20 protein-coding genes and 2 pseudogenes are annotated in these 17,498 nt (G+C 57.4%); 6 read left to right on the top strand and 16 right to left on the bottom strand.

Going from position 1 to position 17,498, the window contains the following annotated elements; all coding sequences use genetic code 11:
- Positions 1-9: 9 nt before the first annotated feature.
- Together AC4PS7_RS08540 and AC4PS7_RS08535 are read right to left on the bottom strand one after the other, a co-directional pair.
- A complete protein-coding gene (locus tag AC4PS7_RS08540) occupies positions 10-249 on the bottom strand; it encodes a TIGR03758 family integrating conjugative element protein (RefSeq protein WP_492179304.1) in 240 nt (79 codons plus the stop codon).
- Positions 246-581 (bottom strand): integrative conjugative element protein, RAQPRD family, encoded by a 336-nt coding sequence (locus tag AC4PS7_RS08535; protein ID WP_492179303.1) that lies wholly within the window; start codon positions 579-581, stop codon positions 246-248. The genes AC4PS7_RS08540 and AC4PS7_RS08535 overlap by 4 nt, the downstream gene beginning before the upstream one ends.
- Positions 582-886: 305 nt before the next feature.
- Here AC4PS7_RS08535 and AC4PS7_RS08530 point away from each other — a divergent pair, with 305 nt between their 5' ends.
- Positions 887-1,258: a histone-like nucleoid-structuring protein, MvaT/MvaU family gene (locus tag AC4PS7_RS08530; RefSeq protein WP_492179302.1), complete on the top strand. Its 372-nt coding sequence runs from the start codon at positions 887-889 to the stop codon at positions 1,256-1,258.
- A gap of 286 nt (positions 1,259-1,544) precedes the next feature.
- On the opposite strand, the gene AC4PS7_RS08525 is transcribed toward AC4PS7_RS08530, so the two are convergent.
- The 11 genes and pseudogenes from AC4PS7_RS08525 to AC4PS7_RS08475 form a co-directional block, all read right to left on the bottom strand.
- Positions 1,545-2,276, bottom strand: coding sequence for a TIGR03747 family integrating conjugative element membrane protein (locus tag AC4PS7_RS08525; RefSeq protein ID WP_492179301.1), 732 nt, complete (start codon positions 2,274-2,276; stop codon positions 1,545-1,547).
- A 95-nt stretch (positions 2,277-2,371) separates the two neighbouring features.
- Positions 2,372-4,468, bottom strand: a complete 2,097-nt coding sequence (gene traD / locus AC4PS7_RS08520) for a type IV conjugative transfer system coupling protein TraD (protein ID WP_492179300.1) — start codon at positions 4,466-4,468, stop codon at positions 2,372-2,374.
- 9 nt (positions 4,469-4,477) lie between these two features.
- Positions 4,478-4,993: an integrating conjugative element protein gene (locus AC4PS7_RS08515; protein ID WP_492179299.1), complete on the bottom strand. Its 516-nt coding sequence runs from the start codon at positions 4,991-4,993 to the stop codon at positions 4,478-4,480.
- Complete coding sequence (locus AC4PS7_RS08510; RefSeq protein WP_492179298.1) at positions 4,990-5,538, bottom strand: lysozyme family protein; 549 nt, start codon at positions 5,536-5,538, stop codon at positions 4,990-4,992. The genes AC4PS7_RS08515 and AC4PS7_RS08510 overlap by 4 nt, the downstream gene beginning before the upstream one ends.
- Positions 5,520-6,245 (bottom strand): TIGR03759 family integrating conjugative element protein, encoded by a 726-nt coding sequence (locus tag AC4PS7_RS08505; RefSeq protein ID WP_492179297.1) that lies wholly within the window; start codon positions 6,243-6,245, stop codon positions 5,520-5,522. The genes AC4PS7_RS08510 and AC4PS7_RS08505 overlap by 19 nt, the downstream gene beginning before the upstream one ends.
- 9 nt (positions 6,246-6,254) lie before the next feature.
- Positions 6,255-6,911, bottom strand: coding sequence for a chemotaxis protein (locus tag AC4PS7_RS08500; RefSeq protein WP_492179296.1), 657 nt, complete (start codon positions 6,909-6,911; stop codon positions 6,255-6,257).
- Entirely contained in the window at positions 6,908-7,450 is a 543-nt protein-coding gene (gene pilL2 / locus AC4PS7_RS08495; RefSeq protein ID WP_492179295.1) for a PFGI-1 class ICE element type IV pilus protein PilL2, read from the bottom strand. The genes AC4PS7_RS08500 and pilL2 overlap by 4 nt, the downstream gene beginning before the upstream one ends.
- Positions 7,451-7,556: 106 nt before the next feature.
- Complete coding sequence (locus AC4PS7_RS08490) at positions 7,557-8,303, bottom strand: DUF5983 family protein (RefSeq protein ID WP_492179294.1); 747 nt, start codon at positions 8,301-8,303, stop codon at positions 7,557-7,559.
- A 52-nt stretch (positions 8,304-8,355) separates the two neighbouring features.
- Positions 8,356-8,850 carry a JAB domain-containing protein gene (locus AC4PS7_RS08485; RefSeq protein ID WP_492179293.1) on the bottom strand — a complete coding sequence of 165 codons (495 nt, stop codon included), beginning with the start codon at positions 8,848-8,850 and terminating at the stop codon, positions 8,356-8,358.
- Positions 8,851-8,950: 100 nt separating this feature from the next.
- Positions 8,951-9,208: a hypothetical protein gene (locus AC4PS7_RS08480; RefSeq protein WP_492179292.1), complete on the bottom strand. Its 258-nt coding sequence runs from the start codon at positions 9,206-9,208 to the stop codon at positions 8,951-8,953.
- Between the two features lie 71 nt (positions 9,209-9,279).
- Positions 9,280-9,862, bottom strand: a pseudogene (locus AC4PS7_RS08475) (STY4534 family ICE replication protein).
- Positions 9,863-10,801: 939 nt separating this feature from the next.
- Between AC4PS7_RS08475 and pcaQ the strand changes: the two are divergent.
- From pcaQ to pcaG, 3 genes are all read left to right on the top strand, one after another.
- A complete protein-coding gene (pcaQ, locus tag AC4PS7_RS08470; RefSeq protein ID WP_492179291.1) occupies positions 10,802-11,731 on the top strand; it encodes a pca operon transcription factor PcaQ in 930 nt (309 codons plus the stop codon).
- Positions 11,732-11,833: 102 nt separating this feature from the next.
- Positions 11,834-12,553 (top strand): protocatechuate 3,4-dioxygenase subunit beta, encoded by a 720-nt coding sequence (gene pcaH / locus AC4PS7_RS08465; RefSeq protein WP_492179290.1) that lies wholly within the window; start codon positions 11,834-11,836, stop codon positions 12,551-12,553.
- An 11-nt stretch (positions 12,554-12,564) separates the two neighbouring features.
- Positions 12,565-13,170, top strand: coding sequence for a protocatechuate 3,4-dioxygenase subunit alpha (gene pcaG, locus AC4PS7_RS08460; protein WP_492179289.1), 606 nt, complete (start codon positions 12,565-12,567; stop codon positions 13,168-13,170).
- A 253-nt stretch (positions 13,171-13,423) separates the two neighbouring features.
- Here pcaG and AC4PS7_RS08455 read toward each other — a convergent pair.
- A pseudogene (locus AC4PS7_RS08455) lies at positions 13,424-13,588 on the bottom strand (aldehyde dehydrogenase family protein); the annotation flags it as partial.
- Positions 13,589-14,111: 523 nt separating this feature from the next.
- On the opposite strand from AC4PS7_RS08455, the gene AC4PS7_RS08450 reads away from it, so the two are divergent.
- Positions 14,112-14,276 (top strand): hypothetical protein, encoded by a 165-nt coding sequence (locus AC4PS7_RS08450; RefSeq protein WP_492179288.1) that lies wholly within the window; start codon positions 14,112-14,114, stop codon positions 14,274-14,276.
- Positions 14,277-14,643: 367 nt separating this feature from the next.
- Here the strand turns inward: AC4PS7_RS08450 and AC4PS7_RS08445 are convergent, their stop codons facing one another.
- Complete coding sequence (locus AC4PS7_RS08445) at positions 14,644-14,985, bottom strand: helix-turn-helix domain-containing protein (RefSeq protein ID WP_492179287.1); 342 nt, start codon at positions 14,983-14,985, stop codon at positions 14,644-14,646.
- A gap of 209 nt (positions 14,986-15,194) precedes the next feature.
- On the opposite strand from AC4PS7_RS08445, the gene AC4PS7_RS08440 reads away from it, so the two are divergent.
- Positions 15,195-15,452: a hypothetical protein gene (locus AC4PS7_RS08440; RefSeq protein ID WP_492179286.1), complete on the top strand. Its 258-nt coding sequence runs from the start codon at positions 15,195-15,197 to the stop codon at positions 15,450-15,452.
- A gap of 44 nt (positions 15,453-15,496) precedes the next feature.
- Here the strand turns inward: AC4PS7_RS08440 and AC4PS7_RS08435 are convergent, their stop codons facing one another.
- Positions 15,497-17,464, bottom strand: coding sequence for a DNA topoisomerase III (locus AC4PS7_RS08435; RefSeq protein ID WP_492179285.1), 1,968 nt, complete (start codon positions 17,462-17,464; stop codon positions 15,497-15,499).
- Between the last annotated feature and the right edge of the window lie 34 nt (positions 17,465-17,498).

Genomic DNA, 17,498 nt, shown 5'->3' with positions numbered 1-17,498 from the left:
TCTCCTGGGCTAGGACAGGGTTAAGAACATCAGGACCAACAAGGTGAGCAGCACGCGTGCGGTACTTCCGCCAAGCGCGCCGAAGCGCACACTGCCGGTGGCCCAACCCCGGTAAGCCGTCCACATCACCCAGGCGCACCAAAGCAAAGCCAGAACCAGAACTAGGGATAGCCAGAGCGTCGAGCTGCTCTGCGGTGCGAAGCCGGAGGCGTTTTGGAACGCTGCGATCTGAGCGTCAGTCATGCTCATGGCGAAGGCTCCGCGGATGGAGCGTCGAGGCGGTATTCGCCGACTAGTTCACTGGGATCGCGAGGTTGAGCACGGGAGGGGGACAGATAGTCCTGCACACCGTGGCGGATGCGCTGGATGTCTTGGGAAAGACGGAGATAGTCGAAGCGATAGCGCTCGACTGGTTCAGCCGTGCTGGCTGCCTCAGCTTGCGTTGCAAGGCGTTCGATAGTGTCGAGTTGCTGTTGGACTAGGCTGAGCTGTTCCTGTTCATGAGCAGATGCGGCATAGCCGCTGCCATGAGCGATGGCCAGTGAAAGGAGTAAAAAGCAACGAAAGACGGTAGTCGACATGATGCTGGTCCATGTGGAGGTGGAGCCAGCATCAAGTTAGCGGTTGTGTTACTCAGTATTAAACGCGAGATGGAATGTATCGCTTTTTTGGAGGAGATCGGAAGAATTTTATCCCACATACGCCAGCAATCGATTGGGCGAAAAAGAGAACCCAGTCTAGCAATCTTCCCCATTAATAATGTGTTGCTCATAAGGTAATGAGTGGATTTACTTCTGCTTGATGGGCGTATGGGTGACGAAGAGTCAATCATCGCTTAGCATGGGGGCGTTCACTTCTCATTTCCCTAACCTGAAGGAAGTTTCACATGTCTCGTTTGGCTGAATTTCGCAAGCTTGAACTACAACTGGCTGAACAGCTCGCAGAGCTCGAGTCGATGAAAAGTGATGTCGGCCTGAAAAAAGAAATGGAATTTGAGAGCAAACTACGTGCGTTGCTTGGCGAGTACGGCTTCAGCTTGAAGAACATCATTGGTATCCTGGATCCAGAAGCTGGCCGTCGTACCTCGACACCAATAGCTGCTCCCGTAAAGGCAGTCCGTAAGGCTCGCGACGTGAAGATTTACAAGAATCCAAACTCTGGTGAGGTGATCGAAACCAAGGGAGGAAATCATCGACAACTGAAAGAATGGAAAGTCGAGTTTGGCGCAGACGTTGTTGACTCGTGGCGTACTCAGTAAGATTGGTTTGATGATCAGGGGCCTGTAAGGGCCCTTTTTTATCGGTGAGAATTATAAATCCAGAGTGCAAGTCTTGACCCAGTCCTGCACCAGTTTAATTGGTGGTTAGTTCCTTGATATTCCCCCAGATCTTGGAAGCCTACGTTTCACCTGATGTTCTAACCCATAGTGGGAGTCGAGGACGACCGCTAGCAGCTTTATTTGCACTCATATGGTGTGTCAGTTTTCGGTCGCTGGATAATTACCTTGGCATTGGGATATGTAAAGAAAAACTGGTTTTTCCGAATCAGAGATACTTCTTGAATGTCGTTGCCGTGATTGCCGTAATGATGCCGAGCATCACCGCACAAGGGAAAAATATAGCCATGGGATTGAGCGAAAAGGGTAGGGACAAGTAGATAACCCAGGGCACGATCAGCAGTGGTATCACGGCTCGTTTAGCGCGGTGATAGACAAAACTGCTCTCTCGCCCGGCTCCAAATTTGCGCAGGTCGCGGCGCATCAAACCATCGACAAAACCGGTGAGCGCCGCCAGCAGAAACAAGGGTGTCGCCAAGACCAGAATGGTTAGCCTCACGGCGAAGGTGAAGGTGACGTACACCGCCGCCAGCACGAAATCCTCAATGCTCACGTAAAACTTGGTGATCCACCCCCAGAAGCCGTCATCCATGCTCGATACCCGCGCCTGCTGGGCAAAATCCGTAAAGCCAGTCTTGACCAGCAGCCACTGATTGAGAAAGTCCAGCAGATGGACAATTGTCGGTCCGGGTTGTTGGAAGATAAGAGAAGATTTGAAGTGCTCGCTGAGCCAGCCCAGTTCACTGGTCAGCATGGCCTGGCTGTGCCGCCAGCCCTGATCGCCCCAGAGCAGCAGTAGACCGGCGAACTCGATCAGGATCGAGAACAGCAACGAGGCGATCAGCAAACCAATGATGCGAAAAACCAAGCCAATCGCCGAGACGATCACTCCCGGGTGCTGGATAGGTTGTGGCGACGTGTTCTGTGCTGAAGTCGCCATTGTTCGCTCCATTGCGCGCTGCAGAGTTGATGTCGTCACGACGCTTTCTGAATGGTTTTGTGCTGAATCGAAACGGCGAGGTTGGGCTACACCACCTAATCCAAATCGAAGTTAATTGTTGGGCCGCCACCGCTTGCGCTCCACCATTGCCCCGCTTGCTCGTTGTAGGCCGCCCGCATTCGTTGAGTGAGTTCCAGCAAGTCCTTGGGCATGGCATCGTCGTTGGTGGATTTAGGTAAAGGCATGCGCACTTTCCAGAGCTGCCCGCCGGCCTGGAAGGAGAACATTTGCCCCTTCGGCAAACTGACAATATGAGCAGGCTCAATCAACGGCACGCTGGTGCTGCTGACCCGGTCCTGCGAGGAGGAGGTGAAGTCCGTACTGGCCTCTGGATCGGAGGTGTCGGTGGCGCTCGACACCAGCGTTTTGGTCAGCACGTTGACCTTGGGCAACTGCTGGGTTAGCAGTTCAGCAGTAGCGGTTTCGCGCACGCGGAGCATCTGCAGAGTATTGAAGTTGCCGATGACCTGGCCTGCCTTGGCTCTGTTGCCGATGCGCGCTTCAATATCGCTGAGGGTCTGGGTGTAGGCTGTCACCTGGATACCAGCGCCACCGCCCTTGTTGATCAGCGGAATGAACTCATCGCCCATCAGCTCGTTGAACTCGTCAGCGTGCAGGTTGATGGGAAGCTTGTCGGCGCTTCGGTCCGATGGGGGCAGGCCGTGGTCGATACCATGTTTATAGATGTGGCCCGCGACCGAGACTAGGTCGGCGAACATGGAGTTGCCCACAGCGGCGGCCACCTCGGCGTCGGTCAGTGCATCCAGACCGACGTAGACGATGCCGCGTTTTCGGATGATCTGCATCCAGTCGAAAATTGGCCGCGGGTCATCTAAATCGGTGTAGTTGGGGGCCAGTAACTGGGCTGTCTTGCCGGTGGTGAGTTTCTCCAGCAGCGGCAGTAGCGAGGCAACGATTTTGTCGAAGTAAGTACGGTCGTAGCGTACCGCCGAACGCAGTCCGTCCATTACCGGATCAAATACCCGCTTCACCGCCAGATACTGCTCGATGGCCACCACACGCTTTTCGCGCCCCATCATATGCCGGGGAATGTTCTTCTCGGTGAGCTTGCCTTCAAGCTGGACGATCACTTCCCACGCTTTCGGATCGGTTTTGGCGAAAAACTGCTGGGCGTATTCGATGAACAGCGCGTCGATGTTGACCACATGTCGCTGGATCTGCAGGTAGTCCGGGCGTCGGCCCAACTCGATCAGTGCCCGGGCGATGATGTTGACGAAACGCCAGGCGAACTCACGGAAGGCCGCAGAGTTGCCTTCACCACTGAGCTGCCCCGCGATGCGCGATGCCACTTCCGAAATGCGTCCGAAACGTCCCACGGCGTTGTAGCGCGCGGAGATCTCCGGCCAGCCTAGATGGAAAACATAAAACTCCTTTTCCCGACCAGCGCGTTTGGCTTCGACGTACATCCGTTTGAGCAGGTCGGCATCGCCCTTCGGATCGAAGACGATGACCACCTCATGTTCGATGCGATGAATGTCCTGGGTGATGTACACCTCAGCGAGTCGCGTCTTGCCGACACGGGTAGTGCCGAGCACCAGGGTGTGTCCGACCCGTTCGCCCAGCGGCAGACTGACTTCCGTTTCATCGGGCTCGACCCCATGCAACAGCGGAGAGCCACCTACCGGGGGCAAAGGGCGCAACGGATTGAAGGCACTGTCCCAGGCTGTGACACGGGCCAGTATCGAGAGTGGAAACGGCGCATGCTCCAGGCGTCGTCCGAGCCCACGGGCCAGGCGGTAGCTGGTCGGTTGGTCGATGTAGTGGGCGACCGCTGGATCCTGGGCCTCGACCAAGCGCTGGGTGTGCAGACGGGTCCAGCGAAAGCCGAGGCCCATGAACAGACGCTTTCGGCTGACCGGAATCTGTCGGTTGGTCAGTTCGTAACGCGGCAGCCGACGGATATTGCGCTGATAGCGCAGCACCTCCCAGGCTTGTCGCAGGCGGATCAGGCCGAACAGGGTATAGGCCAGCGCTGCAACCAGACCGATCTCGGGTGACAGGGCCACAGCCCAGGGCGAGTACACGCAGAGCACTGCGGCGGCGATGCAGATCGCTACGGTGTACAGCTCCACCGCTGGCCGGAGCTTGGACTCCATCGCATGCTCGGCCATGATCTGGACTCACTGTTCCAGTGAGGTGGCGGTGATCAAGACGGGGTAGTGCTCAATCTGCAGGCGGGTGGCGATGTCGTTGCCGTTGACCGGCAGGATGGTGATGCCCGGAGCGGCTGCTCGAATTCGGGCCAGGGCTTCAGTATCGGCCACTTCGACGGCGAGGCCAGCCGCGCCTATTTCCCGCAGTTCAGCCGCACGGTGACGCAACCAAGCCAGTGATTGGGGATCGTCACCGACCAGAAAAAATGGCTGCAAGCCAGGCATGCTCAGGGAGCGAAGCGTGATCTGGCCTGGGCTTAGGAGGGAGCTGCGGACGGGCAGTATCCAGGCTTCATCGGCAAACGTGGACAAGTCCGCATGCATGGCCCGATCAGGCTGGGCCTTGTTGTTGATGGGCGGCCTGGCAGCTTGAAAATAGGGGCGGGTGAAGTCGCTAGGCTGATCCCCGGCTACGCTCAATTGCGGCTGGGTAAAAGGTGCCAAGAGTAGGATGCAATAATAGGCAAGAGGTATTCGCTTCATGGTGGTGTGCCCTGTTTGAAGGAAACCAGCAACCGTTCGAATTGTCGGGTAAATTCGGCGCGGTAACGCGCGGCAGGTATACCTCCCGCTGGGCGGTGATAGCGCCCGGCAGCCAATACCCAGTCACCGGTGGCGGCGTGATGCTCCCGCAACAGCGCGGCGGTCACGGCGAGATTTCGGTAGGGGTCGAGGGCTTCACAAGGGCTGGAAAAACGTTGCCCGTAATAACCCAAGTTGGTTTGTCCGAGTCCGGCGTCGACCCGCTTGGCGTTTTGTCGGGCTAGCGCCTGAAGCAAGGCGTGACAGGCGGCCTGGCGAGTGGCGAAACGGTAAGGGGTACCGGCAATATTCAGGGTCCACGGCCAGGGCAGCAGCCGACCTCGGACGCGAATGCCACTCTCCTGCAGGGCAATCGCGAACAGCACCGTCGAAGGGATGTCGGCGTCATGCGCCGCCAGTTGATAGGCAGGAGGCGGAAGTTCGTCCGCCTGGACGGCGAGCATCGTCAGCAGGAGCGCAATACCGCTTAGTCGAGGCGTTGCCATTGTCCGTTCACCTGTTGAAATGTGGCGGGCAATGGCCCTGGGGCACCCAGGCTGAACCAGCGACCACGGTCATGGTTCAGGGTGATCTGCCGGCGTTGCACTTTGGCCGGATCGATGTCCGCTTGCCGAGCCCAGCTACGGACGCGTTCATCCTGGCCTTGGCTGCCCACCAAGTAGATGTCGAATGCCGTGTCGCTGCTTTGCAGACGCTGCGCTTCGGCGGTGCATGCTGGGCAGTGGTCCTCCACAAACAGGGCTTGGCGCGGCACGACCGCTGAGCTGGTAGGGGATGGGGATGGGGATGCCATGCCCTGGATCGGCAGCAGCCCGGGAAACAGCTTGGCCCAGGCCGCGGTGTAAGCGTTTTGGTAGGCCAGTTCGCGCTCGGCGCGTTTGGCTTCCAGCGCAACTTGTAATTCGGCATAGCGCTGGCGCTCTTGGTCGGTCTCGGCCTCGACTCCGAGTGCGGTCAACGGATCGAGGTTCGGGCTCCAGAAACCGCGCGGGCCGGCTTGGATCTGTTCGAAGCGCGTCCACTCCTGCTCGGTCAGACTCCAGCTTGCCGCCTGTTCAGAATGAGAGCGCCCCAGGGGAGCGGACTGCGCGTCCTGGATCCGAGACTGTGTCGTCATGGGATTGCCCATCGCTGCTCCTGTGCTCAGTAGCGAAACGAGACAGACGACGGCGGGCAATTGCGCTCTGTTCATGATTGCGTCTCAAGGGAGGTGCACGGTCTGGTCTGGCTGAGCCGCCACTGCGAAGATGGCTGAGTTCGGTTCCAGTGCTTTCAGGTACCAAGTTCCGAGCTGCTCGCCGCTATGCAGCAGCCGAACATCCATGAGCGAGCGACTGTCATGAGGAGCGACCGCCAGAAAGCGCTCACCCCCGCGGGACTCGACACTCAACACTGAAAACGGTGGCGAGAGCGGGACGGGTTTGGGGTGAGCGGTCTGTTTCGGCTTGGCCACGGAAGACGTCGATGGTGGAGTTAGCTCCAGGAGTTGTTGCTCGACTTGCTCAAGGCGTGCGCGTAGCGCTGTCATGTCCGCTGCGGTGGCGCGGGCTGTCAGACCGTCGCGCAGTTCCTGTATTTCTTGCGCCCATTGATCCAGCATGGGATCGAGGGTATTGGCCTGTTGCTCACCGGTATCGACCATCTGCTTCAGGTCTTTCAGCGCGTACTGCAGTTTTTCCTGGGCATCCTTGAGCGCGTTTGAATCACGTTGCAGGGTGTCCAGGGTTTGTCGGTATTGCGTGTTCGTGCTCTGCAGCTCCGCCATGCGCTGATACTGGTTATACAAACCACCGCTCAGGCCGGCGACCGCCAGGCACAGCAGCCCAATGATTAGGATTTGAAACGTCGAGGCTTTCATGGGCGTGACTCCGACTGATGGGGCGAGACGGGTGTGAATGGCGTGACGCCAGCCCCCGTTTTTCGCTGTTCGAAGCAGACCGAACGGCCGACTTCATCGGTTTTGAGTTGCCAGGCGGGGCCAGCCAGCACTTGTAGCGCGCGGCGCAACGGGATTGGGCCGAGCCGGTAATGGGCTGCGGGCAGAGGCCGGGTAAACAGCACCTTCACCGCCGCGGCATCGAGACAGAGCGAATAGCCCGAGCGCTGCAATACGTACTGCAACGCATCCTGCACCGAGGGGCTCAGGCTGGACGGGATGCTCACGTCAATGATTTGAGCGAGAAGATCGCGTTGCTCCGTGGTGGGCTCGGTGCTGACCAGCGTATAGCGGCCATAGTGGAGTTCTGTCGGATGGTTTCCTTCGGCTGTGCCCCGCGAAACCTGGGCTCGATTGGAGCCACTGTCGATCGCTGGATGGGTCGGCAATGTATTGGGGATTTGCGCGGTGCAGGCGCTCAACAAACCCAGCAGGCAGACAGGCGTGAAAAAACGCTCCATGGAAAAAACCTCATGTCAGATTCAGTGCAGAAACTGACATGAGGTGAAGGAGCGATTCAGTGAGAAAGTCGATTCAAGGCGGGTCGTGTTAAAACTGAACGCGTTGTTACTCATCAAAAACGGCGAGCCCATCCAAGACGGCAGCGTCGGGGTCGAAGATCAACAATCGCACATCTGCCAATGCCGCCAGATACAGGACGTTGACTAAGGCTTCCGGCGTGCCGGCGTCGAGTTGTTCTTGTCTCAGGGTTGAATAAGGTTTGCCGTCAATGTTCAGCACGTTTTCGTCCGTCCATGGTGTGCCGATCAGTTTGCATCCGATACCGTTGCAATCCGGCAACGCGAACAGTTCGAACAAGAGGCCAGTTTGCCTCGGAACGAAGTGACTGACCCATTCTTCCAGATAAAGCATCGCTTCTTCGGGAAGGTGGGCGGTACTGATCTCCCAGGCTCGACTGTAGTGTCCCGTTTCGAAGTTCAAGCGATGGACCACGGCTTGGGCTTCTTCCAGGGAGTACAGGTCGCCGACGTGATGCCGCTCGTTGAGCACTTCTCCCATCACGGCGTAGATCACTTGGCGCACCAGCCCGGTGGACTGGCAGCGTTCATCCAACTCATCCGGAATGGATTGGCCTTCGCTGATCAAGGCGAAATCGCCATTGAACAGACAGGGGAACAGCTGCAGCTCATCGTTGGGCAGATGGGCTTGTGAGTCGTGTACGGGTCGAAAGCAGGGAGGGCAGTCGTCTTCGTAGGTGATCTGCAGCAGCCGTTCGATATGAAGGTTGTCATAGCCGCGAGCAAATGGGTTTGAGGCCGCCAGCAGGGCTGCGGCTTGGTGTGTTGGGTGCATGAGGGGGCTCCAGGATGAAAATGAACAAGGCGCCCGAAGGCGCCTATGAGGCTTAAAGCCAGCCATGTTCGGCAAGAGAGAGCGGATGCCCTTCACCCACGATGAAGTGATCCAGTACGCGCACTTCGATCAAGGCCAAGGCCTCCTTCAGCCGTGCGGTCAGGATGCGATCCGCCTGGCTGGGTTCCGTACACCCTGAGGGGTGGTTGTGAACAAAAATGGCGGCCGCAGCGTTATGCGCTAGGGAGCGCTTAACGACTTGGCGGGGGTAAACGCTGGCGCCATCAATGCTGCCGTGAAAGAGGACTTCGAACGCCAGCACGCGGAGCTGGGCATCGAGAAAAATCATACCGAAGACTTCATGCTCTTGTTGCACAAGATGCAGTTTTAGGTATGAGGCCACGGCGCCAGGCGACGTCAGGTTAGGGCCGCGGGCGAACAGCCGACGATCTAGAATGTGCAGTGCCTCGTCGATAACCTGGTTTTCTTGGACGATACGATCGGCCTCGAAATCCGAGGTCTCGATCAAGGTGAGTTGGGTGCTCATGGTGCTACCTCCGAAGGGAATAATCAGGGGTACACGCCCGAGGGGAGTGGTATCCCCGAGGTGGATAGAGTGTCGCGGGGGTTAGCCGATGGCGCGCTGTTTACAGCCGAGTGAATCGATGGCGCTGGCCGTGTAGGGGTGAACCACAGCCGTCGCAGGGCGATGAGGAAAAGGCACTTATTCCCCGGTCGGTTTCGGGATCGAAGTCGGCACTGATGGGCATTAACCGAATCAGTCCACGATGGATGCCGGCGATGCGTTTCTCGATTTCATCCGTCGTGTAGTAGAGCGATAACGTGCTGTAGTCCTCGTACGCCACAGCGAACAGGCAGTCATCGCAAATCCAGAAGGATTCCATGTCGGTTCTCCTGTGCAGATTGAAGAAAAGGCGCTCGACGGAGCGCCTTGGTGAAGAACATCGTGGACTGTTCAGGCGGACTGAACGGTACAGGTGGCATCACGGCGGGCCGTGCGGGGAGCAGCTGGAGATTTAGGTTCAGCCCGAGCCTCTGTTGGGTTTTCACTCTCCTCAACTTCGGCATCAGCCAATGATGGGGATGACTCACTGGTGGGCGCTTTGCTCAGCAGGTGCTGTTGCTTCCTGCCTGGCGGGCGCTTTGTACTCGAATGTGCCGTCGACCTTGATCCAGTCGATGAACAGCAAACGACCTTTCAGACTGGCGCCTGGTTGACCTTGTTTAGCGCCTTTCTCGTAGAGAAATGGATCGATCCACAGGTCGCCGATACGGAACGACAGCAAGACCTTTTTCTCGGCCTTGACGGCGTCCATATAGAGACGAATCAAGCGTTCAGCTTCACCCCCCGCGACTTTGCAGTCGAAGCGGGTGTACTCCACCGCATCGGTGGCGCCGTGCAGGGCGGCGATATCGCAGGCCATGAATGGCTGGCCGCGGCGGACTTGGACTTCACGAACACGATTGAGGTAACCGATACCGACGGTGTGCAGATTGAAGTAAGTGGTCGCTTCTTGGGATTGGTTGGCGTGGGCCATGGTGCTTCTCCTGTTTCAAGGGGAAACGGCGACGCACAGGCCCTGACGGGGAAGTGAGCCCCCGTCAGGGTGGGTAAGGTGAAGGCGAGCGATGAAGGGCTTAGCACCGGCAAGCCGATGACGAGCAGAACTTTGCGTCTGAGGGAATAGCGATGCAGTTGAGGAACGTCTGCGGTAGTGGTCCGCAAATCTGGGGTAGTGGGCATTCATCACCGCTGAAGCGGTAACCGTGCGAGCTTCCGAACGCTGATCGCACTTGGGTAAACCACCACAAGCGTGGCGTAGCCTTGAAGGTTCAAGCTACCTGGGCAGGGCTGTCAACGACAGCAAACCACGCCCTTTGTATAAGCCTGTTACTGGGGAGCGTCAAGACGCTCCAGCCCGATTTTTACGGCCGGAATACAGTGGCAGTCACTGGACTGAAGAAATTGAAGAGTGGACCTGACGGGTCGCCAGGCGAGGAACAGAAGAGCCACCTTTATCCGTTGGGAGGGCAGTTCTGAGTGGGCTATTGTTGGTCGCTGTGAAAATACCTGTGATCCAGTCAGGAGTTTTTTATCTGCCTCCTTGGCGTGCTTTCGAGCAATTCCAGAGCTGTGTCCAGTCCCGATTCGGGAATTAGAAAACTATTTATGAATCAAATGGTTGCAAGCTATATAGAGTCTCACTTTCTGCTCCAAGCATTAAAAAATGGACCTCGTTAGAGGTCCATTTTTCTGCGGACATTGAGCGGCTCATTGGGGAGCGGCATTATGGACTTCGCCCTGGTCTGCGCCGCGCTCGCTCTGCTCACTGGCCTCGTCCGCCGCCCGCAAGCTCCGTTGCCAACGACTGAGCGCATTTAACCGTTGTCAACTCTGGTCGTCAGGCAATTGAGCGCAGAGTAAGATCGCCTGCAAACGTTTCGACGCTGTCGAGACTACTTCACGGGGCTCTGCAGTGAACATCGACACCCGCATCAAATTTCGTCACCTCGTGTGCTTTCTTGAAATGGCTCGTCAGGGCAGCCTTGCGAGAGCGGCAGATGTGTTGGCAGTGAGTCAGCCTGCGATGTCGAAGACGCTCAAGGAGCTGGAGGAACTGCTGGCGACAAGCCTGTTTATGCGCGGTAAAAGTGGCGTGAGCCTGACCGAGGCCGGGGTCGCCTTTTTGCGTTATGCCGGGCCTTCGGTGCAGGCGCTGCGTGAGGGGGTGAATACCTTGCGCGGTGGCGAATATGCGGCGGCCAGGGTGCGACTTGGGGTGTTGTCGACGGTGGAAAGCTTGCTGGTGCCTGAGGTTGTGCGGCGTTTGCACGAGCGCCATTCGGCGCTGGTGGTAAGTGTGGTGACCGGGCCGAGCGCGTATTTGTTGTCGCAGTTGCGAGTGGGTGATGTCGACCTGGTGGTCGGCCGTATGACCGATAGCCCGGAGATTCAGGGGCTGACCTTCGAGCATCTGTACAGCGAATCCATGACCCTGGTGGTACGCCCCGGTCATCCCTTACTGGCCGAGCCACTGGAGCGTCACGCCCTGGAAGATTTTCCGCTGGTGCTGCCGCTGGTAGGGACGTCGATTCGCAAGTTTGCCGACAGCCTGTTCGTGCAATGTGGCATCAGCCAGTCGCGGCAACGTCTGGAAACCTTGTCCGTGACCTTGAGCCGCCGTTATGTGTTGTCCAGCAAGGCGATCTGGATCGCGCCGCTGGATGCAGTGCGCCTGGATCTGGCCAGCGGCGAACTGGTTGAGATCAATCTGGGGCAGCGCGAACCGGGTGGTTCGGTGGGAATTTCTAGTAACTCCAGCCTGCCGTTGTCACTGGCGGCCCAGTGGTGTGTCGAGGTGCTGCGGGAAGTCGGGCAGGCGTATCGCGAAGGATTTTATCCATAACCGTTTGGTTATGTTTAAGTGGCTGTTTTTCAATATTCACCGAGGGTCTGTTGTTTGAAACTGCGAGGCACCCCTCCATAAATCAAACAACAGGAGACCGACATGTCTGATGCAGACAGCAGTCGCTTCGTTATCCGTGACCGAAACTGGCACCCCAAAGGCCTGACCCCCGACTACAAAACCTCTGTCGCCCGTTCTCTAGGCCAAGCCTTGGTGAGCATTCCCCAGTCGGCCAGCGAAACCAGTGGCCCGGATTTCTGCCACCTGAAAATGGGTCGATTCGATAACGACTTGCTACTCAACTTCAACAACGGTGGTTTGCCGGTGGGGGAGCGGATCATTGTTTCCGGCCGGGTCTGTGATCAATATGGCAAGCCAATCCCGCATACCCTGGTGGAGATGTGGCAGGCCAATGCCGGCGGTCGCTACCGGCACAAGAATGATCGCTACCTGGCACCACTGGACCCGAATTTCGGCGGTGTCGGCCGGGCCCTGACCGACCGCGATGGCTATTACAGCTTCCGCACCGTGAAACCTGGCCCATATCCTTGGCGCAATGGTCCGAATGACTGGCGACCGGCGCATATTCACTTTTCCATCAGCGGGCCATCGATTGCTACGCGCCTGATCACCCAGCTGTATTTCGAAGGCGATCCGCTGATCCCGCTGTGCCCGATCGTCAAGTCGATCGCCAACCCGGATGCGGTTCATAGCTTGATCGCCCGGCTCGACATGGGTAATGCCAATCCGATGGATTGCCTGGCCTATCGTTTCGACATCGTGCTGCGCGGCCAGCGCAAGACCCACTTCGAAAACTGCTGAGGAGTCCGTCCATGCCTATCGAACTGCTACCCGAAACCCCTTCGCAAACGGCCGGCCCTTACGTGCATATCGGCCTGGCTCTGGAAGCTGCCGGCAACTCGACCCGCCCAGAGGAAATCTGGAACCAGATGGCCAAGCCCGGCGCGCCAGGCGAACAGATCCTGCTGATTGGTCATGTCTATGACGGCAATAGTCACTTGGTGCGCGACTCGTTCCTGGAGTTCTGGCAGGCCAACCATGAAGGGGTTTATGACCCGGTCTTCGACTCGGAAAAGGTCTTCAACAGCTTCGGCCGAACCGCCACCACCTTCGATGCCGGCGAGTGGACACTCAACACCATCAAACCCGGCGTGGTGACGAATGCGGCCGGTGTGCCGATGGCGCCGCACATCAATGTGTCGCTGTTTGCTCGCGGGATCAATATTCACCTGCAAACCCGACTGTACTTTGCTGATGAGCCACACGCCAACGCGACGTGCCCGGTGCTTAATCTGATAGAGCAACCGCAGCGTCGGGAAACGTTGATAGCGCAGCGTTGCGAGGTGGATGGGAAGGCGGCTTATCGTTTTGACATACGTATTCAGGGGGAGGGTGAAACGGTGTTCTTCGATTTTTAAACCCGCTTCGCGCCGAGCCAGTGAGTTCAACGAGCGAGGCTGACTACCGCATCACAGCCCTCGTTGTTTCATGCAGCGATTCTTGGGAGCACTGTGATAAGTGGCCCTGGCAATTGCTTTTAGAGCTGAATCTAGCCTTTGATGAGCGGTTACAACGTCTCAGTACATATACGTAGGGGTGCAGTGCACTGGCGGCGTTTGATTGTTCGTTGGCGACGGACGGGCACGTTGGACCAAGTCCATGATCTCGATTTTAGTAGCAAATTATTACCGACTTCAGCTCGATGTAATCATCAATAAACGCGCTGCCAAACTCTCAGCCCACCTCCGATGATTTGTTGCCTCCGAAGGGAACCGCCGGATCGAGCATGGTGTGCATGTTCACCAACACGATGCCAGCGTATATGGCAGGCCCCATGGGGTGCCCAATCGCAGCTCTGGCTCTCTGCGAGCACCAGTGTATTGTCATGACGACGGCAGGGATCGCCGCAGTCCCCACCTCTGGCGTGCGACCCTCTCAAGCGCCGTTGACAGAAGAGGATGAGTGCCAGTCTCGATATCCAGATAACCATTTCTACCGTCATTTAGGCACTTTCTAATATGACACTGACTCGGCGGTGTGGACTCGCTCTGGGAGTAGGGCTCAGCTATGCAGGCTGCCCAAAAAGCCATGCTGGTATTTTTACGCTAATGATGTCGCAGATGTCTCGATGGGTACGTCGGGGGCACGGAGGGATGCGACAACAATATATATGCGGTTCGGCTACCGGCGATGCGTTTCTCGATTTCATCCGTCGTGCAGTAGAGCGATAACGTGCTGTAGTCCTAGTAAGCAGCAGCGAACAGGCAGTCGTCGCAAAGCCAGAAGGATTCCATAATGGTTCCCCTGTGCGGATTGCAGAAAAGGCGCTCGACGGAGCGCCTTGATGAGGAGCTCCAAGATGCTGCAACCCGATTTTTTAAGGCCGGAATACAGTGGCAGTCATTGGAATGAAAAAATGAAGAGTGGGCCTGGCGGGGTGCCAGGCGAGGAAGAGAAAAGCCATCTTTGGCGGTCTTACGCAGTCGACAAGCTCCTCGCAAAACTTGGTTTAACTGCGCCATGATTCGCCAACCGACCCTTGTCGTGGCCTGGGTCGGAAGCTACTGGCACGCATCCGCGCACAAAGGGTGCCCAGTATTTCCCCGGCGGGCTCCGGGGCTGAATACGATCGCTGAAGCGGATGACCGCTATTGCCTGGCAGAGGCAACAGTGGTCATCCGCCACCAGGATCAGGTCGAGCACAAAACGGGAATGATATTCCGCAGAAGAGAGGGCTCCGAACTCAATGAGTCCGACCGAGCTACCCGGAGCGAATCGGTCTTTGGCCGCCGTTGGCGATGATCCTGAGTCACTACAGCAGAAAGGGTGGGGCGACGTCAAGGTAGAGGGCGCCCCTGAGAGGCCCCTATATCGAGTGCGAGCGAATGAGCTCACTTGTTGGCGAGATGAGCAGCCAATTGTTCTACGGTTGCCAAGATAAAGGCACGGTCGCTTTCTTTCAGTCCGCTCAGCAGACCCGCGATCATCTGGCCCTGGTCATTGGGACGATTGCTCGACTCCGTCAGCAGTGCATCCATCCTGCAGTCGAAAATATCGGCTAATTGCATCAGCTTGACCACCGAAAGCTCCACCACACCCCGCTCCAGGCGTGATATGGCTTCGCTGCCGATCCCCAAGCGTTCAGCCACCTCTTCCTGGGTCAGATTACGCTCGGTCCGGTGCTTCGCGATCATGCGCCCGATTTGGGCTTGGGTTGGATGTTTATGTGCCAAGTGATGAGCTCTCCAGTTCAACCCGAATGGTTGAGCAAAGACCCATTGACATGAACATCCTTAACGGTTGAGTGTCGACCTATAGGGTTGCTATATTGACTGAAATTGCTGTGTGACGCGACTTGGTTTCTATTCCTCCAGGAATCAGAGTCCGAGGTGATCCGTGAGAGTGAACGGTCTGATAGGGCCAAGCTGAGGAACAGTTGAGCATGGAAGATGAGAGCAAGGACGTCATGGACCTGATCTGGGATCGAACACTGGAGCTGTTCATCAGGATTCATGATTGCCCTGATAACCCCGAGCACTTTGACAGCCTTGTCCATTGGCTCAACGAAAATCCTGCTCACCTGAAAGCGTTCAACGAACTTGGGCAGATATGGATTGCGACAGGCATCGCCTTGGCCCGTGAAATCGGACAACCCTTGATCGACTTGGAGAGGGATCAGCAGCCACTGATGATGCACTGATCAGTACATCACCCCCAATACTCCTGTCTATCTTCAATGGAGCGTCATGGGCGACGCGTATCTTTTCTGATCGGCACTGTACCCTTACAGTCGGGGTAGTGGGAGCATGACCAGAACGGCCCTGATTTCCCCTTTCTCCTGAGCATTGAGGCGTTGCAAATGGGGCAGGTCGGGCCGGCTTCGACAGGTACCGCCAAGGTGAGTGCGCCACAGTGTTCGACCAATTGTGCAATCCAGTTCGCCTGCTTGGCGACGAACGCATTAAGGGTCAGACGTCCCGCTTCGATTTCGTCCAAAGCCTGTTCCCAGATCGCGGTCATACCCGGATCCGCGATGGCCGCGGGTACCGCCTCGATCAGGGTATGGGCCGCGGCGGAGGCTATTAAGGCGCGTTTTTTCTTCAGCAAATAACCGCGATCAATCAATCCCTTGATGATGCCGGCGCGCGTGGCTTCGGTGCCGATACCGGTGGTGTCCCGAAGCTTCTGTTTCAGACGCGGGTCGTTGACCAGTTTGGCCACGTTTTTCATCGCCTTGATCAGATCGCCCTCGGTCAGCGGTTTGGGCGCTGTGGTGTGCATGGGCTTGAATTCGACGTCGTCCACTGCGCACTGCGCTCCCTGTTGTAAGGCGGGCAATACCTGGGATTTTTGAATGGACTCATCATCCTCGGTGTTGTCGGAGAGCAAGCCTTTCCAGCCCTGGACCAGGATCTGTTTGCCAACCGCGGTCAATCGTTCTTTGCCACACTCCAGTTCAACCTGAGTTCGATCAAACTCATGATGCGGAAGAAATTGTGCGAGGTAGTGGCTACGGATCAGTTCGTAGACATTGCGCTCTTGCTCAGACATTCGCAAAAGGTTCGCCGGCTCGGTGGTGGGAATGATTCCGTGGTGTGCGGTGACCTTGGCGTCGTTCCATGCTCGTGAGCGCAATGATCGATCGAGGCTTCCGAGTGCGGACCGCAGCGCGGGATCCGTTTTGAGCAGGGCATCGAATACCGCGGGTACCTCGTCGAGCATATTCGCTGGCAAATAACGGCAATCGCTGCGTGGGTAGGTGGTAGCTTTGTGGGTTTCATACAGGGCTTGGGCGATGTTCAGGACTTCCTGAACACCGAGCCCCAGCTTGAACGAGCAGACTTCTTGCAACGTGCTCAGGTCGAAGGGCAGGGGCGGCGCTTCGCGGAAATGCTCCGTCTGCAGCGAGAGTACTGTGGCGGTCTTACTGTCCGCGATTGTTTGGACAGCATGACGTGCTAGCGCCTGTTGCAGACAACGACCGGCTTCATCTTGTCCTGAGCGTGATGGTTGCCACGACGCGATGAATGGTTGTCCCATTGAGGACAGGTGCACCTCCACGTCCCAGTAGGGCACCGAGACGAAGCTGGCAATCGCACGATCCCGATCGACCACCAGACGTAAAGTCGGTGTCTGGACGCGTCCAACTGACAGTACGCCATCATAGCCCGCCCGCCGACCGAGGAGGGTAAACAAGCGACTGAGGTTCATGCCGATCAGCCAGTCGGCGCGGCTGCGGGCGAGGGCTGAGTGGTAGAGCGGAAAGGTCTCCTGCCCAGACTTCAGCGAAGACAGTGCCTTGCGAATCGACGCCTCGTTGAGTGCGGACAACCAGAGGCGTTGGACGGGGCCTCGATACTGGCAGCGCTCCAGTAACTCGCGGGCAATCATTTCACCTTCGCGATCGGCGTCGGTGGCGATAACGACGGTGGTGGCTTCGCTGAGCAGGCGCTTGATGACTTTGAATTGTGCCGCGGTCTTGGGTTTGACCTCGACCTGCCATTGCTCGGGAATGATCGGTAGCTGATCCAATGACCAGTTCTTGTACTGCACGCCATAGGCTTCAGGCGGTGCTGTCTCCAGCAGGTGGCCGATACACCAGGTGACGGTTGTCTGTGTGCCGGTCAGGCAACCGTCACCACGTCGAGTGGCCCCGAGTACCTTGGCGATGTCCCGACCCTGGGACGGTTTCTCGCAGAGGAAGAGGCGCATAGAACTGCTCCGGATTGAGTTCGGAGCAGCGTGG

Source organism: Pseudomonas sp. DW-iso3 (assembly GCF_058725305.1).
Note: the sequence above shows the minus strand (reverse complement) of the source record. Positions and strands in the feature narration are given on the sequence as shown.